19 protein-coding genes, 1 pseudogene and 1 riboswitch are annotated in these 20,518 nt (G+C 62.3%); of the genes and pseudogenes, 17 read left to right on the top strand and 3 right to left on the bottom strand.

What is annotated here, in order from left to right:
• Positions 1 to 821: 821 nt before the first annotated feature.
• The 8 genes from sucC to O3669_RS09970 all read left to right on the top strand — a co-directional run bounded on the left by sucC (position 822) and on the right by O3669_RS09970 (position 11,090).
• Positions 822 to 2,009, top strand: coding sequence for an ADP-forming succinate--CoA ligase subunit beta (gene sucC / locus O3669_RS10005; protein WP_371524608.1), 1,188 nt, complete (start codon positions 822 to 824; stop codon positions 2,007 to 2,009).
• Positions 2,010 to 2,035: 26 nt separating this feature from the next.
• A complete protein-coding gene (sucD, locus tag O3669_RS10000; protein WP_009057353.1) occupies positions 2,036 to 2,956 on the top strand; it encodes a succinate--CoA ligase subunit alpha in 921 nt (306 codons plus the stop codon).
• A 127-nt stretch (positions 2,957 to 3,083) separates the two neighbouring features.
• A complete protein-coding gene (locus O3669_RS09995; RefSeq protein ID WP_371524612.1) occupies positions 3,084 to 4,502 on the top strand; it encodes a DUF6350 family protein in 1,419 nt (472 codons plus the stop codon).
• A 3-nt stretch (positions 4,503 to 4,505) separates the two neighbouring features.
• Positions 4,506 to 4,590: riboswitch (ZMP/ZTP riboswitch) on the top strand.
• A 24-nt stretch (positions 4,591 to 4,614) separates the two neighbouring features.
• Positions 4,615 to 6,456, top strand: a complete 1,842-nt coding sequence (gene purH / locus O3669_RS09990) for a bifunctional phosphoribosylaminoimidazolecarboxamide formyltransferase/IMP cyclohydrolase (RefSeq protein WP_371524606.1) — start codon at positions 4,615 to 4,617, stop codon at positions 6,454 to 6,456.
• Between the two features lie 147 nt (positions 6,457 to 6,603).
• Positions 6,604 to 7,191 carry a biotin transporter BioY gene (locus O3669_RS09985; protein WP_371524604.1) on the top strand — a complete coding sequence of 196 codons (588 nt, stop codon included), beginning with the start codon at positions 6,604 to 6,606 and terminating at the stop codon, positions 7,189 to 7,191.
• Positions 7,192 to 7,341: 150 nt separating this feature from the next.
• Positions 7,342 to 8,898, top strand: coding sequence for a glutamine-hydrolyzing GMP synthase (gene guaA / locus O3669_RS09980; RefSeq protein WP_371524610.1), 1,557 nt, complete (start codon positions 7,342 to 7,344; stop codon positions 8,896 to 8,898).
• A gap of 82 nt (positions 8,899 to 8,980) precedes the next feature.
• A complete protein-coding gene (locus O3669_RS09975; protein ID WP_295967601.1) occupies positions 8,981 to 10,189 on the top strand; it encodes an ATP-binding protein in 1,209 nt (402 codons plus the stop codon).
• 76 nt (positions 10,190 to 10,265) lie between these two features.
• Entirely contained in the window at positions 10,266 to 11,090 is an 825-nt protein-coding gene (locus O3669_RS09970; RefSeq protein ID WP_016461510.1) for an alpha/beta fold hydrolase, read from the top strand.
• Between the two features lie 619 nt (positions 11,091 to 11,709).
• Here the strand turns inward: O3669_RS09970 and O3669_RS09965 are convergent.
• The gene (locus O3669_RS09965) at positions 11,710 to 12,555 is read right to left on the bottom strand and encodes a bifunctional 2-polyprenyl-6-hydroxyphenol methylase/3-demethylubiquinol 3-O-methyltransferase UbiG (RefSeq protein ID WP_009054127.1); all 846 of its coding nucleotides are present in this window, start codon (positions 12,553 to 12,555) and stop codon (positions 11,710 to 11,712) included.
• Between the two features lie 78 nt (positions 12,556 to 12,633).
• On the opposite strand from O3669_RS09965, the pseudogene O3669_RS09960 reads away from it, so the two are divergent.
• The 3 genes and pseudogenes from O3669_RS09960 to O3669_RS09950 form a co-directional block, all read left to right on the top strand.
• A pseudogene (locus tag O3669_RS09960) lies at positions 12,634 to 12,903 on the top strand (GMP synthase); the annotation flags it as partial.
• Between the two features lie 185 nt (positions 12,904 to 13,088).
• The gene (locus tag O3669_RS09955) at positions 13,089 to 13,301 is read left to right on the top strand and encodes a type II toxin-antitoxin system Phd/YefM family antitoxin (RefSeq protein WP_371524601.1); all 213 of its coding nucleotides are present in this window, start codon (positions 13,089 to 13,091) and stop codon (positions 13,299 to 13,301) included.
• Positions 13,302 to 13,423: 122 nt separating this feature from the next.
• Complete coding sequence (locus O3669_RS09950) at positions 13,424 to 14,293, top strand: DUF2262 domain-containing protein (protein ID WP_371524599.1); 870 nt, start codon at positions 13,424 to 13,426, stop codon at positions 14,291 to 14,293.
• A gap of 61 nt (positions 14,294 to 14,354) precedes the next feature.
• Here O3669_RS09950 and O3669_RS09945 read toward each other — a convergent pair whose 3' ends face one another.
• Positions 14,355 to 15,203: an aldo/keto reductase gene (locus tag O3669_RS09945; protein ID WP_371524597.1), complete on the bottom strand. Its 849-nt coding sequence runs from the start codon at positions 15,201 to 15,203 to the stop codon at positions 14,355 to 14,357.
• A gap of 261 nt (positions 15,204 to 15,464) precedes the next feature.
• Here O3669_RS09945 and O3669_RS09940 point away from each other — a divergent pair, with 261 nt between their 5' ends.
• The 6 genes from O3669_RS09940 to O3669_RS09915 all read left to right on the top strand — a co-directional run bounded on the left by O3669_RS09940 (position 15,465) and on the right by O3669_RS09915 (position 19,982).
• On the top strand, positions 15,465 to 16,055 hold the full coding sequence (locus O3669_RS09940; protein WP_371524595.1) for a TetR/AcrR family transcriptional regulator: 591 nt from the start codon (positions 15,465 to 15,467) through the stop codon (positions 16,053 to 16,055).
• Positions 16,052 to 16,507, top strand: coding sequence for a hypothetical protein (locus O3669_RS09935; protein ID WP_371524593.1), 456 nt, complete (start codon positions 16,052 to 16,054; stop codon positions 16,505 to 16,507). The genes O3669_RS09940 and O3669_RS09935 overlap by 4 nt, the downstream gene beginning before the upstream one ends.
• Positions 16,508 to 16,699: 192 nt before the next feature.
• A complete protein-coding gene (locus O3669_RS09930; RefSeq protein WP_371524592.1) occupies positions 16,700 to 17,149 on the top strand; it encodes a DUF3290 domain-containing protein in 450 nt (149 codons plus the stop codon).
• Position 17,150: 1 nt separating this feature from the next.
• The gene (locus O3669_RS09925; RefSeq protein WP_003793972.1) at positions 17,151 to 17,810 is read left to right on the top strand and encodes a DUF421 domain-containing protein; all 660 of its coding nucleotides are present in this window, start codon (positions 17,151 to 17,153) and stop codon (positions 17,808 to 17,810) included.
• Between the two features lie 117 nt (positions 17,811 to 17,927).
• Positions 17,928 to 18,899, top strand: a complete 972-nt coding sequence (locus O3669_RS09920; protein ID WP_371524590.1) for a Fic family protein — start codon at positions 17,928 to 17,930, stop codon at positions 18,897 to 18,899.
• Between the two features lie 264 nt (positions 18,900 to 19,163).
• A complete protein-coding gene (locus O3669_RS09915; protein WP_371524588.1) occupies positions 19,164 to 19,982 on the top strand; it encodes a hypothetical protein in 819 nt (272 codons plus the stop codon).
• A 212-nt stretch (positions 19,983 to 20,194) separates the two neighbouring features.
• Here O3669_RS09915 and O3669_RS09910 read toward each other — a convergent pair whose 3' ends face one another.
• Positions 20,195 to 20,356, bottom strand: coding sequence for a hypothetical protein (locus O3669_RS09910; protein WP_193389669.1), 162 nt, complete (start codon positions 20,354 to 20,356; stop codon positions 20,195 to 20,197).
• Positions 20,357 to 20,518: the final 162 nt, after the last annotated feature.

Below are 20,518 nucleotides of genomic sequence, written 5' to 3'. Positions count from 1 at the left end.
TCGATGTGACAACGCCTGGCCCGCGGGAGATGCGACCCCGATCCGCCCCGCACGTCCTCTTGCTTGCCTTCAATCACTTTCGAAGCGGCTACATCGTGGTTGCCCAAAAATGTCGCACGTAATTCCCCTGCAATTATTTCAAATTTTGAATTCACGTCGTTGGAATTGCAACGTTTTCGGGTGGTCTCGAAAAATGACCGAGGGAAATTACGTGCGAAATTTGGCTGGCGGTGCCGCCGCCACAGGCACCGCAACTAGGAACATGGGCGCCACAGCAGGCCCTGCGCCCCTCCGGAGCCCTCCGCGCCGATGGTGGTGGGGGTTTGCTGCATTAGGAACTGGCTGTCGGCGTGTCGCCGGCGTGTTGTACCTCTAATGATGCCATTTCCCCCGGTTGGTGGTGGTGATGCCGGGACTTGAGGTGGTGTGCTCGCCAAAGTGCAGACCCATTCGGCAAAATGCGCTGAAAATCGGTCAATTCGGGGCAATGGGTCTGCACTTTGGCGGAATCGGTGGATGCAGCGCGTTGGTTGATCGATGCGGCGCTGTAGAGTCGCGTGCTCGCCGCGGTCCGGGCAGCTGGGGCCCACTGGCGGTGTTAACCCCTCAATGTGCAGCTACACCCCATTGCTGGCATGGTGGGCACGCCCGCCCCGACGACCCCAGCAACCCGCACCGCAACGCAAAGCCTTGACAAAGGGAAAGCTCCTTCCGGTCAAGGGCGCGACAAGCCTTGATAATATGCGGCAACTGGGGCATTTACGCCGGTCACACGTTAGAATTATTGCGCTGACCACACCACGTTCAACGGAGGGAATAAGGTGGATCTCTACGAGTACCAGGCCCGGCAGATGTTCAAGGAGCACGGCGTGCCCGTGCTCGACTACCGCCTGGCGTCAACCCCCGACGAGGCGCGCGAGGGTGCGCGCGAGCTCCTGGCTGAGGGGGCCTCGCTGCTGGTCGTCAAGGCCCAGGTCAAGACCGGCGGCCGCGGCAAGGCCGGCGGCGTCAAGCTCGCCCACACCGCCGACGAGGCCTACGAGAAGGCTGAGGCGATCCTCGGCCTCGACATCAAGGGCCACATCGTCAAGAAGGTCATGATCGCGTCCGGCGCGGACATTGCCGCTGAATACTACTTCTCGATCCTGCTGGACCGCTCGAACCGCCGCCACCTGGCGATGTGCTCGCGCGAAGGTGGCATGGACATTGAGACCCTCGCGAAGGAGCGTCCCGAGGCCCTTGCCCGCGTGCCCCTTGATCCCACCGTCGGCATTGATGCAGAGGTTGCCCGCCGCATCGCCAAGGAAGCTGGCTTCGACGAGGAAACGGCCGAGGCCATCGCCCCCGTCCTCGAAACCCTGTGGGGCGTCTACCGCGACGAGGACGCGACCCTGGTCGAGGTCAACCCGCTGGTCTCCAGCCCCGACGGCTCCGTGTGGGCCGTCGACGGCAAGGTGACCCTCGACGACAATGCGCGCTTCCGCCACCCCGGTCACGCCGAGCTGGTGGACCAAGCCGCGCAGGATCCGCGCGAGGCCGCCGCGAAGGAGGCCGGGCTCAACTACGTGCGCCTGGAGGGTCAGGTCGGCGTCATCGGTAACGGCGCGGGCCTGGTCATGTCAACCCTCGACGTGGTCGCGATGGCCGGCGAGGAGTTCGGCGGCATGAAGCCCGCGAACTTCCTCGACATCGGCGGTGGTGCCTCGGCCGAGGTCATGGCCAAGGGTCTGAACATCATCCTCGGAGATGAGCAGGTTCGCTCCGTGTTCGTCAACGTCTTCGGCGGCATCACCGCGTGCGACCAGGTCGCCCGCGGCATCATCGGAGCGCTCGAGACGCTGGGCGACGCGGCCTCGAAGCCGCTCGTCGTGCGCCTCGACGGCAACAAGGTCGAGGAGGGCCGCGCGATCCTCGCCGAGGCTGCGCACCCGCTCGTCCACATGGAAGAAACGATGGACGGCGCGGCCCGGCGTGCAGCCGAGCTCGCAGCCCAGGCCTCGTCGAAGTAACGACCCGAGAACCGCAGGAGAACACCATGACTATCTTCGTCAACTCTGATACCCGGGTCATCGTCCAGGGCATGACCGGCGCCGAGGGCCGCAAGCACACTCAGCGCATGCTGAGCGCCGGCACGGCCATCGTGGGCGGCACGAACCCTCGTAAGGCTGGCACGACCGTCACCTTCGACGTGCAGGGCTACGGTCCGGGCGCCGACAAGGTGACCGACGGCCAGGTCGAGGTCCCCGTCTTCGGCACGGTCGCCGAGGCCCGCGAGGCCACCGGCGCGAACGCCTCCGTCATCTTCGTGCCCCCGGCCTTCGCCAAGGGTGCCGCCCTCGAGGCCATCGAGGCCGGCATCGAGACGATCGTCCTGATCACCGAGGGAATCCCGGTCCAGGACTCCACGATCGTCGTCGAGCGCGCGCTCGCGGCTGGCGTGCGTCTGATCGGCCCGAACTGCCCGGGCATCATCTCGCCCGCGCAGGCGAACCTGGGCATCACCCCGGCGGACATTACGGGACCGGGCCGCCTTGGCCTCGTCTCCAAGTCGGGCACGCTGACCTACCAGCTCATGTACGAGCTGCGCGACTTCGGTTTCACGACGTGCCTGGGTATTGGCGGCGACCCGGTCGTGGGTACCACCCACATCGACGCGCTGGCTGCTTTCGAGGCGGACCCCGACACGGACCTCGTCATCATGATCGGCGAGATCGGCGGCGACGCCGAGGAGCGCGCGGCCGCCTGGATCCAGGAGAACATGACGAAGCCCGTCGTCGCCTACATCGCGGGCTTCACGGCCCCCGAGGGCAAGACCATGGGCCACGCTGGCGCGATCGTGTCCGGCTCGTCGGGTACGGCCGCCGCGAAGGCGGAGGCGCTCGAGGCCGTGGGTGTGCGCGTGGGTCGCACTCCTTCGCAGACGGCGCAGATCGCGCGCGAGATCCTCTCGCGATAACGTCACAGCCTGAATCGGCCCGGGGTCGGCGCGCAGCGTCGCGGCCCCGGGCCGATTCTGTCACCATTGGCCTGTGAGCGAGCGCATCAGAGAAGTACCCAGTCCCAGACGGACGACGACCACCTACGTGGCGGGCAGGACGACGATCCGTGTCGCCGTGCCCAGGGGGTGGGCCCGCGGCATCTTGGCGGGCGTGGAGGCGGCCTTCGCGGGCTGGGCCATCACGACGGTGGTGACGATGATCGGCTACCTGTCGCTGCGTTCGAACACGTGGATGAACGACACGACGCCGCGTGACGCGCTGGCGCTGGGCGGAGACCTGTGGGTTGCCGTCGTCGGCGGTACGTCGGTGGCCGGCGGAGTGTCTTACCGGGTGATTCCGACGCTGTTCGGCGTGTTTTTGGTTATGCTCGTGCGCCTGTTGCTTCGTACGACGACGGGCTTTCCTCGGTCGTCGGCGCTGTTCGCGGTGCCGGGTTTCTTGCTGACGTCGTGGTTCCTGTCGGGGGCTTCGGGCTCCCATTCGCAGTGGTGGACGGGAACGCTGGGCGCGATTTTGATTCCGCTGATCGGGTCGATCTGGTTTGCGGCGTCGAGCTATGTGCGTGATTCCGAGGCTCCGTCGATGCAGCACTGGATTTCGGGCGGCTTCAAGATGGGCGGCTTGATGAGTCTGGTGACCGTGGTGGCCTCGGCGGTCGCGGCGCTGGTGGCGCTCGTGGCCGGGTGGGGTCGGGCGAGCGGTATCCATGAGCTGCTGGGTGCTTCGTCGATGATGGATACGATCTTTATCGTGGGCGGGCAGGTGCTGTTCGCGCCCACGATGATGGCGTGGGCGGCGGCCTGGTGGTCGGGCGCGGGTTTCATGACGGCGACGGATTCGCTTCATTCGCCGACGGTTGTGGGGACGGGCCCGATTCCGCCGATTCCGCTGCTGGGGACGGTCCCGGAGACGGCGCCCGGCAACTGGGTGGTTCTTGTGCCGGTCGTGTTGGGTATCGCTTGTGGCGTTGCTTCGGCGCGCTTGTATCGGCGTTCTCACCTGTTGCACCAGAGCGCTCAGGGGGTGCTGGCCTCGGTCGTGTTTGTGGTGATCATGGGCGTGTGGATGTGGAGCGCGACGGTGAGCATGGGGTCGGTGCGTTTGTCGTTCATGGGGCCGCTGGTGGGCTGGTCGACGTTGTTCTTGTTCCTGGAGATTGCGCTGCCGGCGATGCTGGTGGCGTTGGCGACGCATCCGACGACGCTGGCGCTCGTCGGCCAGGGCGCGGGGCGCGTGCGCTCTGAGGGTGAGGCTCTGCGCCGCCGCCGCGCCGAGCGTGCGTCGCGTGAGGCTGCCACGGCCTCGTTGATCAGCGAGAAGGAGGGGGCCGGTTCCTCTCCTCAGCGGGACGAGGCGTGGGCCGAGCCGGGTGAGAAAGCGGAGTCGGAGAGCGCGGAGCCGGAGGGCACGGACGAGGCCTGGGCTGAGCCTGCCGACAAGGATGACGAGGGTGACGCGGATGACCCCGAGGCGAAGGGGACGAAGGGTGAGGGCCTGAACTAGACTGGGAGGTGCCGCGACTGGCGAGGGTGGATTACCACCGGGGAGCGGCTGCATGTCCCGCGAGGCGTCGCCCGCCTGGGCGCCTGGGTTTGGCTCTCAACCTGGAGGAACTATGTCCGTCTCCTTGGACAACCTGGAACCCATCGACGTGCGCCCGATTAAGCGGGCCCTGATTTCTGTGTATGACAAGACGGGCTTGGAGGACCTGGCGCGCGCGCTGGGCGAGGCCGGCGTGGAGATTGTGTCCACGGGCTCGACGGCCGCGCGCATTGCGGCGACCGGCGTGGCCGTCACCCCGGTCGATGATGTGACGGGTTTCCCGGAGGTGCTTGAGGGGCGCGTCAAGACCCTGCACCCCTTCATTCACTCCGGCATCCTGGCCGATCAGCGTAAGGCCGCGCATCGCGAGCAGATCGCCCAGCTGGGGATCCAGGCGTTTGACCTGGTCGTGTGCAACCTGTACCCGTTCCAGGACACGGTCGCTTCGGGCGCCTCTTTCGACGAGTGTGTCGAGCAGATCGACATCGGCGGGCCTTCGATGGTGCGCGCGGCGGCGAAGAATCACCCGTCGGTCGCGGTCGTGACCTCACCGGAGCGTTACGCGGATGTGGTGCAGGCCGTGGCGGGGGAGGGCTTTACCCTCGAGCAGCGCCGCGCGCTGGCCGCCGAGGCGTTTGCCCACACGGCGACCTACGATCTGGCGATCGCCGGCTGGCTGGCTGACGAGCTTGAGTTGGAGGATGTGCGCGAGACCCTCGATGAGGCTGCTGAGACCCACCTGGATGCGTCTGACGCGGCGTTCCTGGCCTCGCTGGGCTACGAGGTCGGCGAGGACTGCGTGGTGGAGGCCCCCGAGGTGGAGGGGCAGGCCTCGGGCATGCCCGTGTTCGTCGCCGACGCCTTTGAGCGCGTGGAGTCGCTGCGCTACGGCGAGAATCCGCACCAGGGCGCGGCCGTGTACCGGGAGATCGACGAGTCCTTCGAGGACGAGGAGGTCGACGACGAGGCCTTGGCCCCGGGTATCGCGAACGCTCGCCAGCTGCATGGCAAGGCCATGAGCTACAACAACTACACGGACGGCGATGCGGCCCTGCGCGCCGCCTACGATCACGAGCGCCCCTGCGTCGCGATCATCAAGCACGCGAACCCCTGCGGCATTGCGGTGGCGGACGATGTGGCCGAGGCTCACCGCCTCGCGCACGCCTGCGACCCCGTGTCGGCGTTCGGCGGCGTGATCGCCGTGAATCGCCCGGTGAGCGTGGAGCTGGCGCGCCAGATCGTCCCGATCTTCACCGAGGTCGTGCTGGCCCCCGATTACGAGGAGGGCGCGCTCGAGGTGCTGGCTACCAAGAAGAACCTGCGCGTCTTGCAGGTTGAGCCCCCGGCTCGCGGCTCGTACGAGTTCAAGCAGATCAGCGGCGGCCTGCTGGTCCAGGAGCGCGACGACATCGACGCGCCCGGCGACTCGCCGGAGAACTGGACCCTCGCGGCCGGCGCTCCCGCCGACGAGGCGACGCTGGCGGACCTGGAGTTCGCGTGGCGCACGGTGCGCGCGGTCCGTTCCAACGCGATTCTGCTGGTCAAGGATGGCGCGTCGGTGGGCGTGGGCATGGGCCAGGTGAACCGCGTGGACTCGTGCAAGCTGGCGGTCGAGCGGGCGAACACGCTGGGCTCGCGCTCGACGGGGGACGCGGCGGCGTCCACCGTCGACAGTGCGGGCGGCGCTCGCGCGTCCGAGGTCGTGGGTGAGGCTCCCGAGCAGCGTTCCCTCGGTGCGGTCGCCGCGTCGGATGCCTTCTTCCCCTTCGCGGACGGGCTGCAGGTGCTCATCGATGCCGGCGTGAAGGCCGTCGTCCAGCCTGGCGGCTCGGTGCGTGACCAGGAGTCGATTGATGCGGCGAACGTCGCGGGCATCACGATGTACCTGACGGGCACGCGCCACTTCGCGCACTGATCTGTCCCGCTCATGGGTTCCAGGGGGCGAGCGCCGGTGTGGCGCTCGCCCCCTGTGATGTGCTCGGGTGTGCTTGACAGGGGGGCGCAGTCAGCATATCGTTCAAGTATTGAATAAAAGGCTCTTAGCCCTGTTGAAAGGCCCCGCATGTCCACGCTGACCGTCGCCCCCGCCGCAGTTGCCCGCGAAAACCGAGTCCTCGCCGACCGCTTCGGCGGTACGATCCTCCGTGAGATCGCCCTCGTCGCCGCCGGCACGATCGCCATGATCGTCCTCGCCCGCATCTCCGTGCCGCTGCCCTTCACACCCGTGCCCGTCTCGCTGGGCACCCTCGGCGCCCTCTCGGTGGGCACGACCCTGGGAGCCCGCCGAGGCCTCGTCTCCGTCGCCGCTTACGCCCTCCTGGGCATCGCCGGCGCCCCCGTCTTCACGGGCTCGAACGTTGGCTGGGCCTTCGCCTCCTTCGGCTACATCCTCGGCTACTTCCTGGTCGCCGCCATCGCCGGCCTGGCCGCCCAGCGCGGCGCCGACCGTCGCGTCCTCACGATGGCGCCCGTCGCCCTGGCCTCCCTGTTCTCCGTGTACATCCTGGGCCTGGCCTGGATGATCCCCTTCGCACACATGACTCTCGCCCAGGGCCTGGCCAAGGGCTTCGTGCCCTTCATCATCGGCGACCTCGTCAAGGCCGCCGTCGCCGCCGGAGCCTTCCCGATGCTGCGCTCCTTCTTCCGCTGATACCACGCCTTCGGGCGTGACTCGAGTCGGCCTCGTCCCCACCGGGGGCGGGGCCGTCGTCATGCTCGCGGCGCAAGGGCGGTGACATGCGCTATGGTGCGCGACGAGCGGGCGGGCGCGGGTACCATGAGGAGGGTGAACGCTACTGACATGCATCCCGTCCTCGTCGTCGACTTCGGCGCGCAGTATGCCCAGCTGATCGCGCGCCGCGTGCGTGAGGCTTCCGTCTACTCCGAGATCGTCCCCCACACCATGAGCGTGGCCGACATGCTCGCCAAGGAGCCTGCCGCCATCATCCTGTCCGGCGGCCCCTCGTCCGTGTACGAGGAGGGTGCGCCCTCCGTGGATCCCGCGATTTTCGAGGCTGGGGTGCCGGTCCTGGGAATCTGCTACGGCTTCCAGACCATGGCCCATGCCCTCGGTGGCACCGTGGGTCGCACGGGCACCCGCGAGTACGGGCACACCGAGGCCACCGTGGCCGGTGACTCGTGCCTGTTTGACGGCACCCCCGACGACCAGATCGTGTGGATGAGCCACGGCGATGCCGTTCAGGGCGCGCCCGAGGGCTTCACCGTCACGGCCTCCACCGCCGAGACCCCCGTCGCGGCCTTCGAGTCGCGCGAGCGTCGCCTCTACGGCCTGCAGTGGCACCCCGAGGTGGGCCACTCCCAGTTCGGCCAGGACGCGCTGAAGAACTTCCTGTACAAGGGTGCGGGGATCACGCCCGCGTGGACCGCCGGGTCCATCGTGGACGAGCAGGTTGCGAAGATCCGTGAGCAGGTCGGCGACGCGCAGGTCATCTGCGCCCTGTCTGGTGGCGTGGACTCTTCCGTGGCTGCGGCCCTCGTGCACAAGGCCGTCGGCGACCAGCTGACGTGCTTCTTCATCGATCACGGCCTGCTGCGTGCGGGCGAGCGTGAGCAGGTCGAGAACGACTACGCGCGCGGCATGGGCATCCGCGTCATCACGTGCGACGAGTCCGAGCGCTTCCTGTCCGCCCTGGCCGACGTCACCGAGCCCGAGGCGAAGCGTAAGATCATCGGCCGTGAGTTCATCCGCTCCTTCGAGGCCGCCCAGAAGCAGGTCATCGAAGAGGTCGGTGCCGCCGGCGGCGAGGTGAAGTTCCTCGTCCAGGGCACCCTGTACCCCGACGTCGTCGAGTCCGGCGGCGGCGAGGGCGCGGCCAACATCAAGAGCCACCACAACGTGGGCGGCCTGCCCGAGGACATGACCTTCGAGCTGGTCGAGCCCCTGCGTACCCTCTTCAAGGACGAGGTGCGCGCGGTTGGCCGCGAGCTGGGCCTGCCCGACTACCTGGTGAACCGTCAGCCCTTCCCGGGCCCCGGCCTGGGCATCCGCATCATTGGCGAGGTCACGCGCGAGCGCCTGGACATCCTGCGTGCCGCCGATCTGATCGCCCGCGAGGAGCTCACGGCGGCCGGCCTGGATCAGGAGATCTGGCAGTGCCCGGTCGTCCTGCTCGCCGACGTGCGTTCCGTGGGCGTCCAGGGTGACGGCCGTACCTACGGCCACCCGATCGTGCTGCGCCCCGTGTCCTCCGAGGACGCGATGACGGCCGACTGGACGCGCCTGCCCTACGACGTCCTGGCCCGCATCTCGACCCGCATCACCAACTCGGTGCCCGAGGTTAACCGCGTCGTCCTCGACGTGACCTCCAAGCCCCCGGCCACCATCGAGTGGGAATAGGTCAAATTTGGGAATGGCATTCCCAAATTTGACCACATTAATACGAGATGAGACAATTATCTCCGGATAAAGGAGATAACTCATGTACATCAGGCGTGAAATTGAGGCGACCATCGACGCCATGCTTACGCAGGGCAAGGTGGTTCTCGTCACCGGCGCGCGGCAGGTCGGGAAGACAACGGTGCTCAAAGAGCACCTTGGGGACACCTTTAGCTACGTCTCGATGGAGAACCCGCGCGACTACCTGCTGGCTAAGCAGGACGCAGTGCTCTTCTTTGATTCGCATGACTTGCCTCTGATCATCGACGAGGTCCAGCGGGTGCCCGAGCTGTTCTCCCCTGTGAAGTGGATTGTCGACCAATCCGACCAGAGGGGCCGCATCGTGCTCACTGGGTCGCAGACGTACCATCTGATGAAGGGCGTGAGCGAGTCCCTGGCCGGCAGGATCAGGATTCTCGAGATGCCCTCCCTCAGCCTGAGGGAGTTCATCGGGGCGGCGGACAACCCGCATTCCTACGTTCCGGCACAAATTGCTAAGCCAAAACGCGTGGAGGACTTGGATATTTGGAGCATCATCCACAGGGGCTCTATGCCAGAGCTCCTGGATAACTCCGTGGATTGGGACTCCTTCTACTCGGATTACGTATCCTCATACCTCGAACGCGACGTCCGCGATCTCATCAACGTGAAGGACGAGGCGAAGTTCTACAGCTTCATGGTCGCATGCGCTGCAAGATCGGGACAGCTTTTCAATGCCACCGACATCGGAAACGCAATCGATGTAGACCATAAAACAGTCAAGGCATGGCTCTCGGTGCTCCAGGCGTCGAATATCGTTAGGGTCATCCAGCCGTTCTGGTCGAACGTGGACAAGCGCCTCACCAAGACCCCGAAGATCTTCTTCATGGACACGGGGCTCGTGTGCCACCTCACTCGCTGGACCACCCCCGACCAGCTCCGCAACGGGGCGGTAGCCGGTCACGTTTTCGAGACGTTCGTCGTCTCGGAGGTGCTCAAGAGCTACATGAACGCGGGTGCCAACCTTCGTGACGTGTGGTTCTACCGCGATGCGAAGAAGCGCGAGATCGACCTCGTCATACAGGAAGGGCACGTGCTGCACCCCGTTGAGGTCAAGACTGCCGCCACTGTTGGCGGCGATGCCGTCAAGAACTTCAGCTGCCTGGAAGGTCTTTCTGATTACGAGGTCGGGTTCGGGCACGTGGTCTGCCAGACCGACGAACCCTATTTCGTGACGCGTGACGTTCAGGCTGTCCCGGTCTGGGAGATCTAGTCGTCCTCAAGCGAGTACCTGCCAAAGACGCCACGGCTGCCTGTCCAGCTAAAAACCTGATTGCGAAAGATTCAACATGCCTCAAACCTTGCATGAGCGCGTTTACCACACCAGCAGCGGCAATGTCTTCTATTGGATAGACGCTTCTGCTGACACGGACGCACCGTGGCTTGTATTTCTTCCTGGTCTCACTGCCGACCACACCATGTTCGACGCGCAGATGGCGTATTTCTCAGGTAAGGCAAACTGCCTGGTATGGGATGCTCCTGCACATGGGAAGTCGCGCCCATATCCGCTTGACTTCTCCATGGACGATTGCGCCCGTATTTTGCACGCAATTTTGGAGGCTGAGAGCATCAAAAACCTCGTGCTTGTGGGCCAGTCGGTCGGCGGCTACGTTGCACAGGCGTTCATCGACCTCCATCCGAGAGAAGCTGCCGGCTTCGTCTCCATTGATTCAGCGCCGCTCAAGAGGAAGTACTACTCGACGTGGGAGGTCAAAGCGCTGCGCCATACCAAGGGGATGTACCAGTTTGTGCCCTGGTCGTGGCTGAAGGTGCTGGGATCGTGGGGCGTGGCAACAACCGCCCAGGGGAAGGCCGGCATGCGTTCCTTCATCGAGAGCTACGCCAAGGAGGAGTATGTGGAGCTCGCCGCGCACGGCTACAAGATGCTCGCCGATGCTGTTGAATCTAGGCGCGCTTACAACATTGACTGTCCGGCGCTCTTGCTCTGCGGGGAGAAGGACCATGCTGGCGATGTCAAAGTGTTTAACCGTAAATGGGCTGCTGGTGAGAAGATCCCTCTCGTGTGGATACCTGGAGCAGGGCATAACTCGAATGTTGATAATCCTAGCTTTGTGAACAGTAAGATTGAGCAACTCATGGTTGCGCTGAAATAGTGTTGGGTAACTGCAGCCTCTTCTTGCACATTTTCGTTAGCACGATGAGCGACATTTGTAGATCCACATTGCGTTCTATGTGGTTACTTCCTTCTCTTTAGAGTATATTTCCCCAGATCATCGCCAACACTCTTCGCTCGGGATTTGTTACTCTCGGGTCGGGGAGCGGCCCACCCCGTCGGCACCCCTTTCATCCATGTAGTCAGTTGCGCACAACCGAACTGCGTTTCCGCAGGTCAAAGCTATCACTCTTCGGTCGGACGAAAATACTCTTCTCAAGTGACTACATCGCATGTAGTCAGTGCTGACTACAGGGTGACTACACGGCTCTCTCGATGAAAGAGTAAAAGGAATCCCAGCTCACCTGCCCCGCTGACTACACGGAAACGGGCTATGCGACAATCGAGTGGGAGTAGTACTTCCGCATTGGTGCTGTGAATTCAGCATGAGGGACCCCTGAATTAATGGCTTCGGGGGTCCCTTGCATATGGGCGATTACCCAACTGGGAGTAGTCATTCTCATGCGCATGCTCTGTTTGTTCAAGGAAAGATCGGGATAGATCTACTCGAGTACATGCACGCGAAAAATGCTTGATCCAAGTGGAGTAGGAGTGTGCCCTCAGTTTTTGTGTGCGGTGATCGCAAACTGAAGGGGCAGACGTTCGGGGTGCTCACGAAGATGCCATCCGCCAGTGGAATCTTGTTCCATAAGTTCGGGCCACGGGCACCAGGCAGCGCGCGGGGTCTCTTCAAGCTCATCAATCACCAGCCCAGCGTTGATGAGAGCAGTGACGATCTGGCCAAGGGAATGATTCCACTGGTGGTTCGTTGTGTGAGTAATCCGCGGCGCACCGGGGGAGTCCACGTAGCTTGAATCGTCATCCCACGTCATCGGAGCGTCCTGCTCGAAGTATGGCTGCTCGATCTTGAGCCCGTCGGAAATATCCTCCCCGATTGTCATGAACATCGGGTGGTCATCACGGATGAAGAAAGTGCCGCCCGGTTTGAGCAAGGATGCGACGACTTGTGCCCACTGGGCGATATCGGGGAGCCAGCACAGGACTCCGATCGAGGTGTATACCAGATCGAAGTCGCCGGAGACTGCTTGGCGCGCGTCGTACACGTTCGCGTGAACGAAGTTGACGTCAGCGCCCGCGCGCTCGGCGATGCTGCGTGCGTGGGCAAGTGAGGCCTCGGACAGGTCGAGGCCAATGACGCGCGAGGCCCCGCGGCGTGCAAACCCGATCGTGTCGGTTCCGACGTGGCACTGCAGGTGGATGACCTCTTTGCCCGTGAGATCGCCAAATTTTTCGATATCTTGGGCCAATTCGGCACTGATGGCCGTCGGGTCCTCGAGAAGATGCTGGTAGTCGCAGTAGTTGCCAGCCATGTGCAGCTCGGCGCGGTCGTCCCAGTTGCGTTCGTTATCGGAAAACCACTGCGCTTTCCTGCTTGTTTCAGTCATTTAGTCATTGTATGCCGGTGGGATTTTGGTGCGCGGCGCCTGCAGAGGGTTTGCGTGTTTTGTCCGCACTACGCAACTGCAGGTATGGATCAGGAGATCTGGCAGTGCCCGGTCGTCCTGCTCGCCGACGTTCGTTCCGTGGGCGTCCAGGGTGACGGCCGCACCTACGGCCACCCGATCGTGCTGCGCCCCGTGTCCTCCGAGGACGCGATGACGGCCGACTGGACGCGCCTGCCCTACGACGTCCTGGCCCGCATCTCCACGCGCATCACAAACTCGGTGCCCGAGGTCAACCGCGTCGTCCTCGACGTGACCTCCAAGCCCCCGGCCACCATCGAGTGGGAGTGACGCTCATACTGAGCTGAGCTTGGAGACTGATAGCCCCGGCCTCGTCCCTGAATCGTGGGACGAGGCCGGGTTTCTTTATCGGGCGAGTGTGGCGAGCCCCAGATCTTCCGTGCTCATGAGTGGTTAGTCGCTTGAACTGAGGCCAGATTCTGGCCATAATTATGGCTAAAGTTGAAAGGCATAGAATGTCGACACTGACTATGGGGCTCGCCGATGCGAAGAACAACTTTTCGCGAGTGACAGCAGAGGTGAATAGGACGGGGAAGCCTGTCACGATCCTCAAGAACAACAGGCCGTGGGTCGTCATTCAGCCTGCACAGCAGTCTGAGAGTGCTGTCGATGTCGCTGTTGACTTCATGGATGCCTACGCGGACGTGTTTGAAGAGCTCACGAAGTGACCGCTTTCGCGTTTTCTCGGGATGAGGCCGGGGCTCGTTCGCCTCTGAGTCGGTCGTCACGCCTCGTGCCGGGTAGGGTTTGTCGTAGCTAAGCGGCAGCCCTGGATCAAGGAGGATGGCACGTGGATCTGCTCGAATACATGCGCTCGCAAAACAACATGACGCAGGCCGAATGGGAGCGCACGTTTGAGGACGAGGCCAGGGAGATCCTCGTCCTGCTCGCCGGCGGTGGCGGGGCCGGCAAGAGGAACGGATTCTGGGACGCCTCGCACTACTTCATCGCGTATGTGGACTGCCAGACCGGCACACTGCACACGGGTGACGGCCGGATCGTCTATCCCGTCAGCGACGAGGAACATGATGCCGGAGGAATCCTCGATCGCTTCCGTCGGGAAGCGGTATACCGCCTCAAGGCGCGCAAGGAGGTCCCGCACGAGGTTCCCGAGGGCGTGACCGCCTCCTCGCTGAACGAGTTCCTGATCGTCGAGGTCCTGGAAGAGGATCCCCCGTGCCCCGCCTTGGAAGAGGTGCTGGCCGAATACCGCAGGCCGGTCGTGGTGACTGATGAGGTGCTCGGAGAGCTCACTCTCGACAAGGATCTCGACACGTTCGAGGGGGAGATTCTGTGGTGCGGTGAGCAGATCTTCTTGGTGCTCGAGGTTGATGCGGCGGATGAGGACACCTGGGCCGATGCCAGGCGGGCGATGAAGGTGATGCTGGCGGAGCAGGATCGCTGGGACCGCGACATGCGCGCGAGCGCCGCACATGAGCTCACCGACCTCGCGTGCGAGTGGCGCGAGTCCACCGACGAGGAGGTCCCCGAGATTACGGAAGAGAGCTTCGCTCGCCGGATCGAGCTGCGCAGCATTGCGATGGACGCCGACGGTTCATTTTCAGCCTACTTCGACGATGACGACATGTTCTTCGGGCACTGCGTCACCGCGTACGGAACTCTGGCCGATGGAGTGACCGCGGCGAACATGGAGGGATGAGTGCCGCTCCGAAGGCGGCGTTCGTGGACAGGTCGATCACGGGGATGCGCAGGGAACGGGCCTACTTCTGGCCCTCCACGTCGGGCACGTATGCGAGGAACCCGGCCAAGACCTCGTCGTTGTGCTCAAAGAACGGCTTCCCCTTGTCGAGGGAATCGATCTGGGCCATGTCCTCGTCGGTCAGCGCAAAGTCGAACAGGTCGATGTTCTGAGCGATGTGCGACGGCGTCTTCGAGCCCGGGATCACGATGTGTCCCTGCTGGATATGCCAACGCAGCAGCACCTGGGCGGGGGACTTACCGTGCTTCTCGGCAAGTTCCTGGACGAGGGGCTCGGTCATGATCGAGTCGTTGCCGCGCCCGCCGAGCGGGTACCACGCCTGCAGCGCGATGTTGTGCTCCTTGAGGAGTTCCTTGAGCTCCTTCTGTGGGAAGTAGGGGTGGCACTCGACCTGGTTGATCGCGGGGACAACCTCGCATTCGTTGAGGATGCGCTGCGTCTGGGCCACGTCGAAGTTTGACAGGCCGATCGCGCGAATCTTGCCTTCCTTATGGGCCTTCTCGAGGATGCGGTATCCCGCGACCGTGTCGCCGGCGGGCTGGTGCAGGATCATCAGGTCGATGTAGTCCGTACCCAGGCGCTCGAGCGTCTCGTCGACGGCGGTGGAACGCTCGAAGAACGACGGCCAGAGCTTCGTCTCGAGGAAGATCTCATCGCGCGCCTTCGAGGATGCGCGCATGCCTCGTCCGACGGCGCGCTCGTTCACGTAGACGTTCGCCGTGTCGATGAGCGTGTAGCCGTTGTCGAGCGCGTAGGTGACCGCCGACTGGGCATCGTCCGGCTCGAGCAGGTAGGTGCCGAGGCCGACCTGGGGGATTGTGACGCCGTTGTTCAGGGTGATGTGGTCCATGTGAGCTCCTTCGTTCTCATCAGAGGCGTGCGCTGGAACGGCAGTGCGGTAGTCGAACTGCGCGGACGCCGCTGATTGTCAGCCTATAGTCATCCCGGGAAGGCATGCCTGACGGCGGTCGCGTGTAGGCGTGTGACATGTGACGAGTTGGCGTCAGGAGCGCTGTGATCCCTCGGTTCTGCGATTGACGAGGGCTTGCTCAGGCCTATACTGAACACTGTTCATTAAGGATTGTCGCAGCTCGCAAGACAGTAGGATTTCGTGCCCAAACAAGTGATCGACCCGGAGAGGCTGGTCAGCCAGGCCTACGCCATTGCCTCGCGCGACGGCATCTCCGCGCTCTCCGTGCGCAAGGTCGCCACCGCGTGCGGCATCGCGGTCGGCTCGGTCTACGGCTACTTCCCGACCAAGGCAGACTTGACGGCCGCCGTGCTCACCCGCTTCTTCGATGAGAACCTCTCCGGCGAGCTGTGCGCCGTGCGCCCCGGCGAGCGGTTCACCTCCTACGTGCGGCGATTTCGCGAGGCCCTATGCGCTGTGCGCTCCGACATGAGCGTCGACTGGTTCACCGAAATGCGCCGCCTCCCCAGCGGCGAACAGAAAGCCCTCGACGCCGTGCGCGCCCCCATGCTCGCCCATATCGAGCGCGGACTCGCGCGTGTTCTCGACGCGGACGAGGCCGTGGTTCGTTCCCGGCTCGTCGGCCCCATGAGTGCCGAGGCCCTGTGTCGCTACGTGCTGCGCGCCGTCTTCGCCTCCCTCATGGCGGGCGATGAATGTGAGACGCTGTTCGCCCTCCTTGACACCTCCCTGTACGACGACACCGCAGAAGAAAAGGACACTAAGAAATGAGTCGATTCCGCATCAAGAAGCAGTCCCTGATCGCCGTCGCCGGCATCGTCTGGCTGCTTGCCGGCCTGAACGTCGCGATCCTTGGCGTGCGCGCGGCCATCGACATGCGCGGAGTCGCGGCGATTGTTTTCCTGGCGCTCGCGGGCGGCGCCATCGCCATCTTCTGCGCGTTCCATCCGATGTTTTCCAAGCTCGTCCAGAAGAACATCCAGCGCATCGCCGACCTGGAGGGGGAGCGCCACCACGTCGTCCGATTCTTCGATCGCAAGAGCTACCTCATGATGGCGTTCATGATGTCCCTCGGTATCGGCATGCGCGCCGCGGGTATTGTTCCCGACTGGTTTATCGCCTTCTTTTACACGGGCCTGGGCCTCGCCCTGACGCTTGCTGGCGCCAGCTACATCGCGCGCGGAGTGCGCGGCCGCGCGTGGACGTTCCACGGAACCGACTGAGTGTTTCACGGGATCAACTGAGTGTTTCACGCGATCTTGGCCCAGGCCTCGGCGATGGATGAGGCCTCCTGTCGTTGGCTGCGTCGGCGTGTGGCTCATCGCGCGAATCCTGGGGCAGATAGGCCCTCTATCTGCGGGTCATCCGGTGCTAGTGTTAGCCCGTTACACGGCACTCATGAACCGGGAAAGCACATGAATTTTTATACCCTCGACTACATTGTGTCGCACCAGAGTTTGGATGCGACACGGCGTCTGGCTGCGATCATTGTCTTGCTCGTTGTGGCTCTCGCTTTTAGTGCCCTGTATCTGCGTAACCGGGTGAAAACCCGCTGGCGTGACGCGGGCATTGGGCTCCTCGTGTTCTCGCTCGTGCTCCTGGGGATCCAGACCGAGCAGTACCTGAGGCTCAGCGACCAGCAGTCGCAGGCGCAGCTGCTCGTGGGCTTCATGGAGGGTGTCGCCATCGATCACGGTGTCCAGGCGCGTGATGTCATGGTGAATAAGACGTCCCTGCAGGACGGGATGATCGTGCGCTTTAACGAGGAGGACTACACCGTCCATCTCAATAATGACAACAATTCTTTCAGTCTTGAGCGCACGCACATCATTGACCATGGCATCTATGTGAACGGGGAGCGCTGACATGGACTTCTACACGCTGACCGCTATCAAGTTTGCGCTCGGTATCCTCACGATGCTGCTCCAGATCAACATCTTGGGAAAGCGCGACTTCTCGCTGAATACGCCTCTCAACCAGGTGCAGAACTACGTGCTGGGCGGCATCATTGGCGGCGTCATCTACAACTCGTCGATTTCCGTCTTGCAGTTTCTCGTCATCATCTTGATCTGGTCGCTCGTTGTTATCGCGACGAAGATCCTCATCGATACCAGCAAAACCTTTAAGAAGCTTGCGGCCTGTCAGCCTGAGCTGATCGTTCGTGATGGTGAAGTGGATATTGCGCGCTGTGCGAAGGTGGGAATGACCGCGGAGGGACTGAGTAGGAGCCTGCGTGAGCAGAAGATTGCCAGCGTGGGTGACGTCGCCGCAGCGATCATGGAAACCAACGGGTCTTTGACGATTCGCGTGCGAGGTGACGGCTCTAAGCGCTCGCTCCTGCCGCTCGTGACTGACGGTCAGCTCGTACCTGATGGTCTCCTTCTTGCAGGCAAGGATAAAGCCTGGGTCAAGGAGGAACTCAAGAAGTTGGGGTACTCCTCGGTCAAGCAGGTGTTCCTGGGTGAGCTCGTCTCCGGGCATCTCGAGGTGATCCCGTATCCGAAGACAACGAGCGTGAAGAGCTAACTTCGAGGAGGCCTCGTCAATGGACGAGGCCTCCTGCCGTTTGCTGGTCAGGTGCCCTTTGTGGCCACGCGATTACCGCCAGTGGCGGTATAATTGTGGCGGTAATAGGGGGTGGTCATGGCCTACGAGCCGTCGTTTGAACGCACCGACGCGATCGATGCGTTGTGCATGGAGATCGCTGAGCTCGTCGGCATGCTGTCGCCTCAAGCCCCTCTGTCGACCAGCCCGACGCTGCGTCGGCAGCTGCGGATCCAGACGATCTACTCCTCGCTCGTCATCGAAGGAAACAAACTCGATGAGCGCGCGGTGAGCGCGATTATCGACGGCAAGCGGGTTCTCGGAGACCGGCGCGACATCCTCGAAGTCGAAAACGCGCGCGCCGCCTACGACCTTATTCCTGAACTCGATCCTTATTCGTTGGAGGATCTGCTGCGCGTTCACCTCGTGATGATGGGTGGCCTCGTCCCTGACGCTGGGCGTTTTCGATCGGGCAATGTTGGCGTGTTCAACGGGGATGCTCTCATCCATGCGGGGACTCCGGCAGCCTACGTCCCCGAGGTGATGGGAGGCCTCTTCGAGTGGCTGCGCGCGACGCGTGTGCATCCGCTGCTTGCCTCGTGCATTTTCCACTTCGAGTTCGAGTTCTGCCACCCCTTTTCAGATGGGAATGGCCGGATGGGACGGCTCTGGCACACGCTGCTGTTGTCGCGGTGGCGTCCGGTGCTGGCCTGGGTGCCCATCGAGTCCACCATCAGGAGGCGGCAGGCGGATTATTACGAGGCCTTGGCGCGTTCGGGTGCGACCGGTTCGTGTGAGAGTTTCGTGGAGTTCATGCTCGAAGCAATCAGGGAAGCCATACTTCCGTACGCGCGGCCAGAGAGTGCAGTGGACGTGGAGCGAGCCCGTGCGCTTGCTTTCCTGAGCGATAACTCGCGCTCCACCGTCGCCCAGCTCGCGCAGCACCTTGGGTGCTCGAAGAGGAGCGCTGAGCGCATCGTCGCACAGCTCAAGGAAGAGGGCGTGCTTGAGCGTCAGGGGAGTGCGAGGGGAGGTGAGTGGAAGGTGATGGAGTGTTTCAACCGAGTTTGAATGGGAAGTGAGCAGATATGTCGAGTGAGTTTCTTTTGGCCTGTTTACAAGTAGTAGAAATTAGAGTGGCAACTAAGGTTTCTGGTTAGTGCAGTGTGAAATAGGAGGGGTGAGTTGCTGCAAATAGTACCTTTGATTTTTGCGGGTGTTGGGCTCCTAATTAAATTATCTCGTTTCGCGTGGGAGGTTATGTCGACAAGAGCTGATCTCGCGCGGTCTAAAAGTGTATTTGGGTGGCGTTCGGAGCCGAGAGAATTAGCGTATTTGAGAGTTCTTGATAAATATGCTGAGGTTTTAGGTAACCAGAAGTCTGCGCGTTTCCTCAAGGGGAAAATCGCTGATGATGTATCGTGGGGTGTTGTTCGTTCGTATTCAAGAAAACAATATAGGGGTCTTGTTGGCAGGGCGGATATCCTGTCGTACGCTTGCTTCGTGTTATTTCTACTGTATGGGCTATTTTATATCTTGAGTGAGATGAGTGGTAAATGGGAACCTACCGCCAGTTTGAGCAGTTTCCTTCTTTGCGTCTCTCTCCTATTTGGTCTCTTAATGCTTATTCCGTTTGGCTTTCTTCTGTTTTTTATGTATGTCCGGTGGAAGCAGGGTGAACTTGCTGCTCGTCTGAGGTCTGCGAAAGGGCAGCCCTGCATTCCCTATTTTTCTATGTGTGACTTTGTTAAGCCTGGCACACGATTGATTTTTCTTGATGCGACTGTGCGGTCAGGCTATGGTTCCAGGCCTATGCGTCAATCGCGGTATGTGTCTTCCCTGATGGGTGTTACTAACTTTAAGTGGGATGAGGTTTCTCTTCAGAGTAGTGAGACTAAGCAAGTGGGAGTGCAGGGCTATAGAAAACTGATTGTGAGTTTGGTGTCTGCGTATCTCGATGTCCGCAATATTGATGTTGAGAATGTGACATTCTTTGTGTTTTCAGAATGCGGCATTACGAGTGTTGAAGTTGTGTCCGCTTTGTCTGTGTTTGGATGCTCAGCATTTAATGTTGGGGCAAGCTGTGATAATGAGCGTCTTCTCAATGCGTACTTTACTGAACTAAGTTTTTCAATGGCGTGTGGACTGATTTAGTGTAGGAGAATTTGGTGTTGCGTGTGCATGTATGTAGGCGGTGTCAATGGGTGGTAGCAATGAGTTGGTTGAATGCTTCTATGGGGGTGCGGTAGCCAAGGTGGCTCTGGTGCAGTTGGTGAATTGTTGTACAGGTGTGGGATACCCATGACCGCGTGTTGAAGGAGCTTTAGACAGCTGCAAATGCTGGCGCGGGGTGAAACCTTGCTCTCTCAACGTGCTGTATACGTAGTCGAAGTGCGTGGGGTTACCTTGATGATGTTCATGACGAAGGGCATGGCGTGCAGGCGTTCCGTGGGGATGCCGCGCAGCTCGCAGGCTTGGGCGTAGTCGGTGCCGAAATGCTCCACGGCCCCGACTTGCTCGGTGTTCATGGTGGCCCTTCCTTGCGTCGGTGCATGGGTGCGCTGCGGGGGTACGAGCGGTTGTGCTCTAGCTTAGCCACGATGCGTCGGTGAGTTGGCCCCGAAACTCTGCCCCGGCCTCATGCATGAGAGGCAGAACGAGGCCGGCGTGGGGATGTTGTGAGTGTCGTA

This window comes from Pauljensenia sp. 20925_1_34, assembly GCF_041432775.1.
Taxonomy (GTDB): domain Bacteria; phylum Actinomycetota; class Actinomycetes; order Actinomycetales; family Actinomycetaceae; genus Pauljensenia.
The sequence above is the reverse complement of the archived record's forward strand: the minus strand, read 5'-3'. Positions and strand labels throughout refer to the sequence as shown.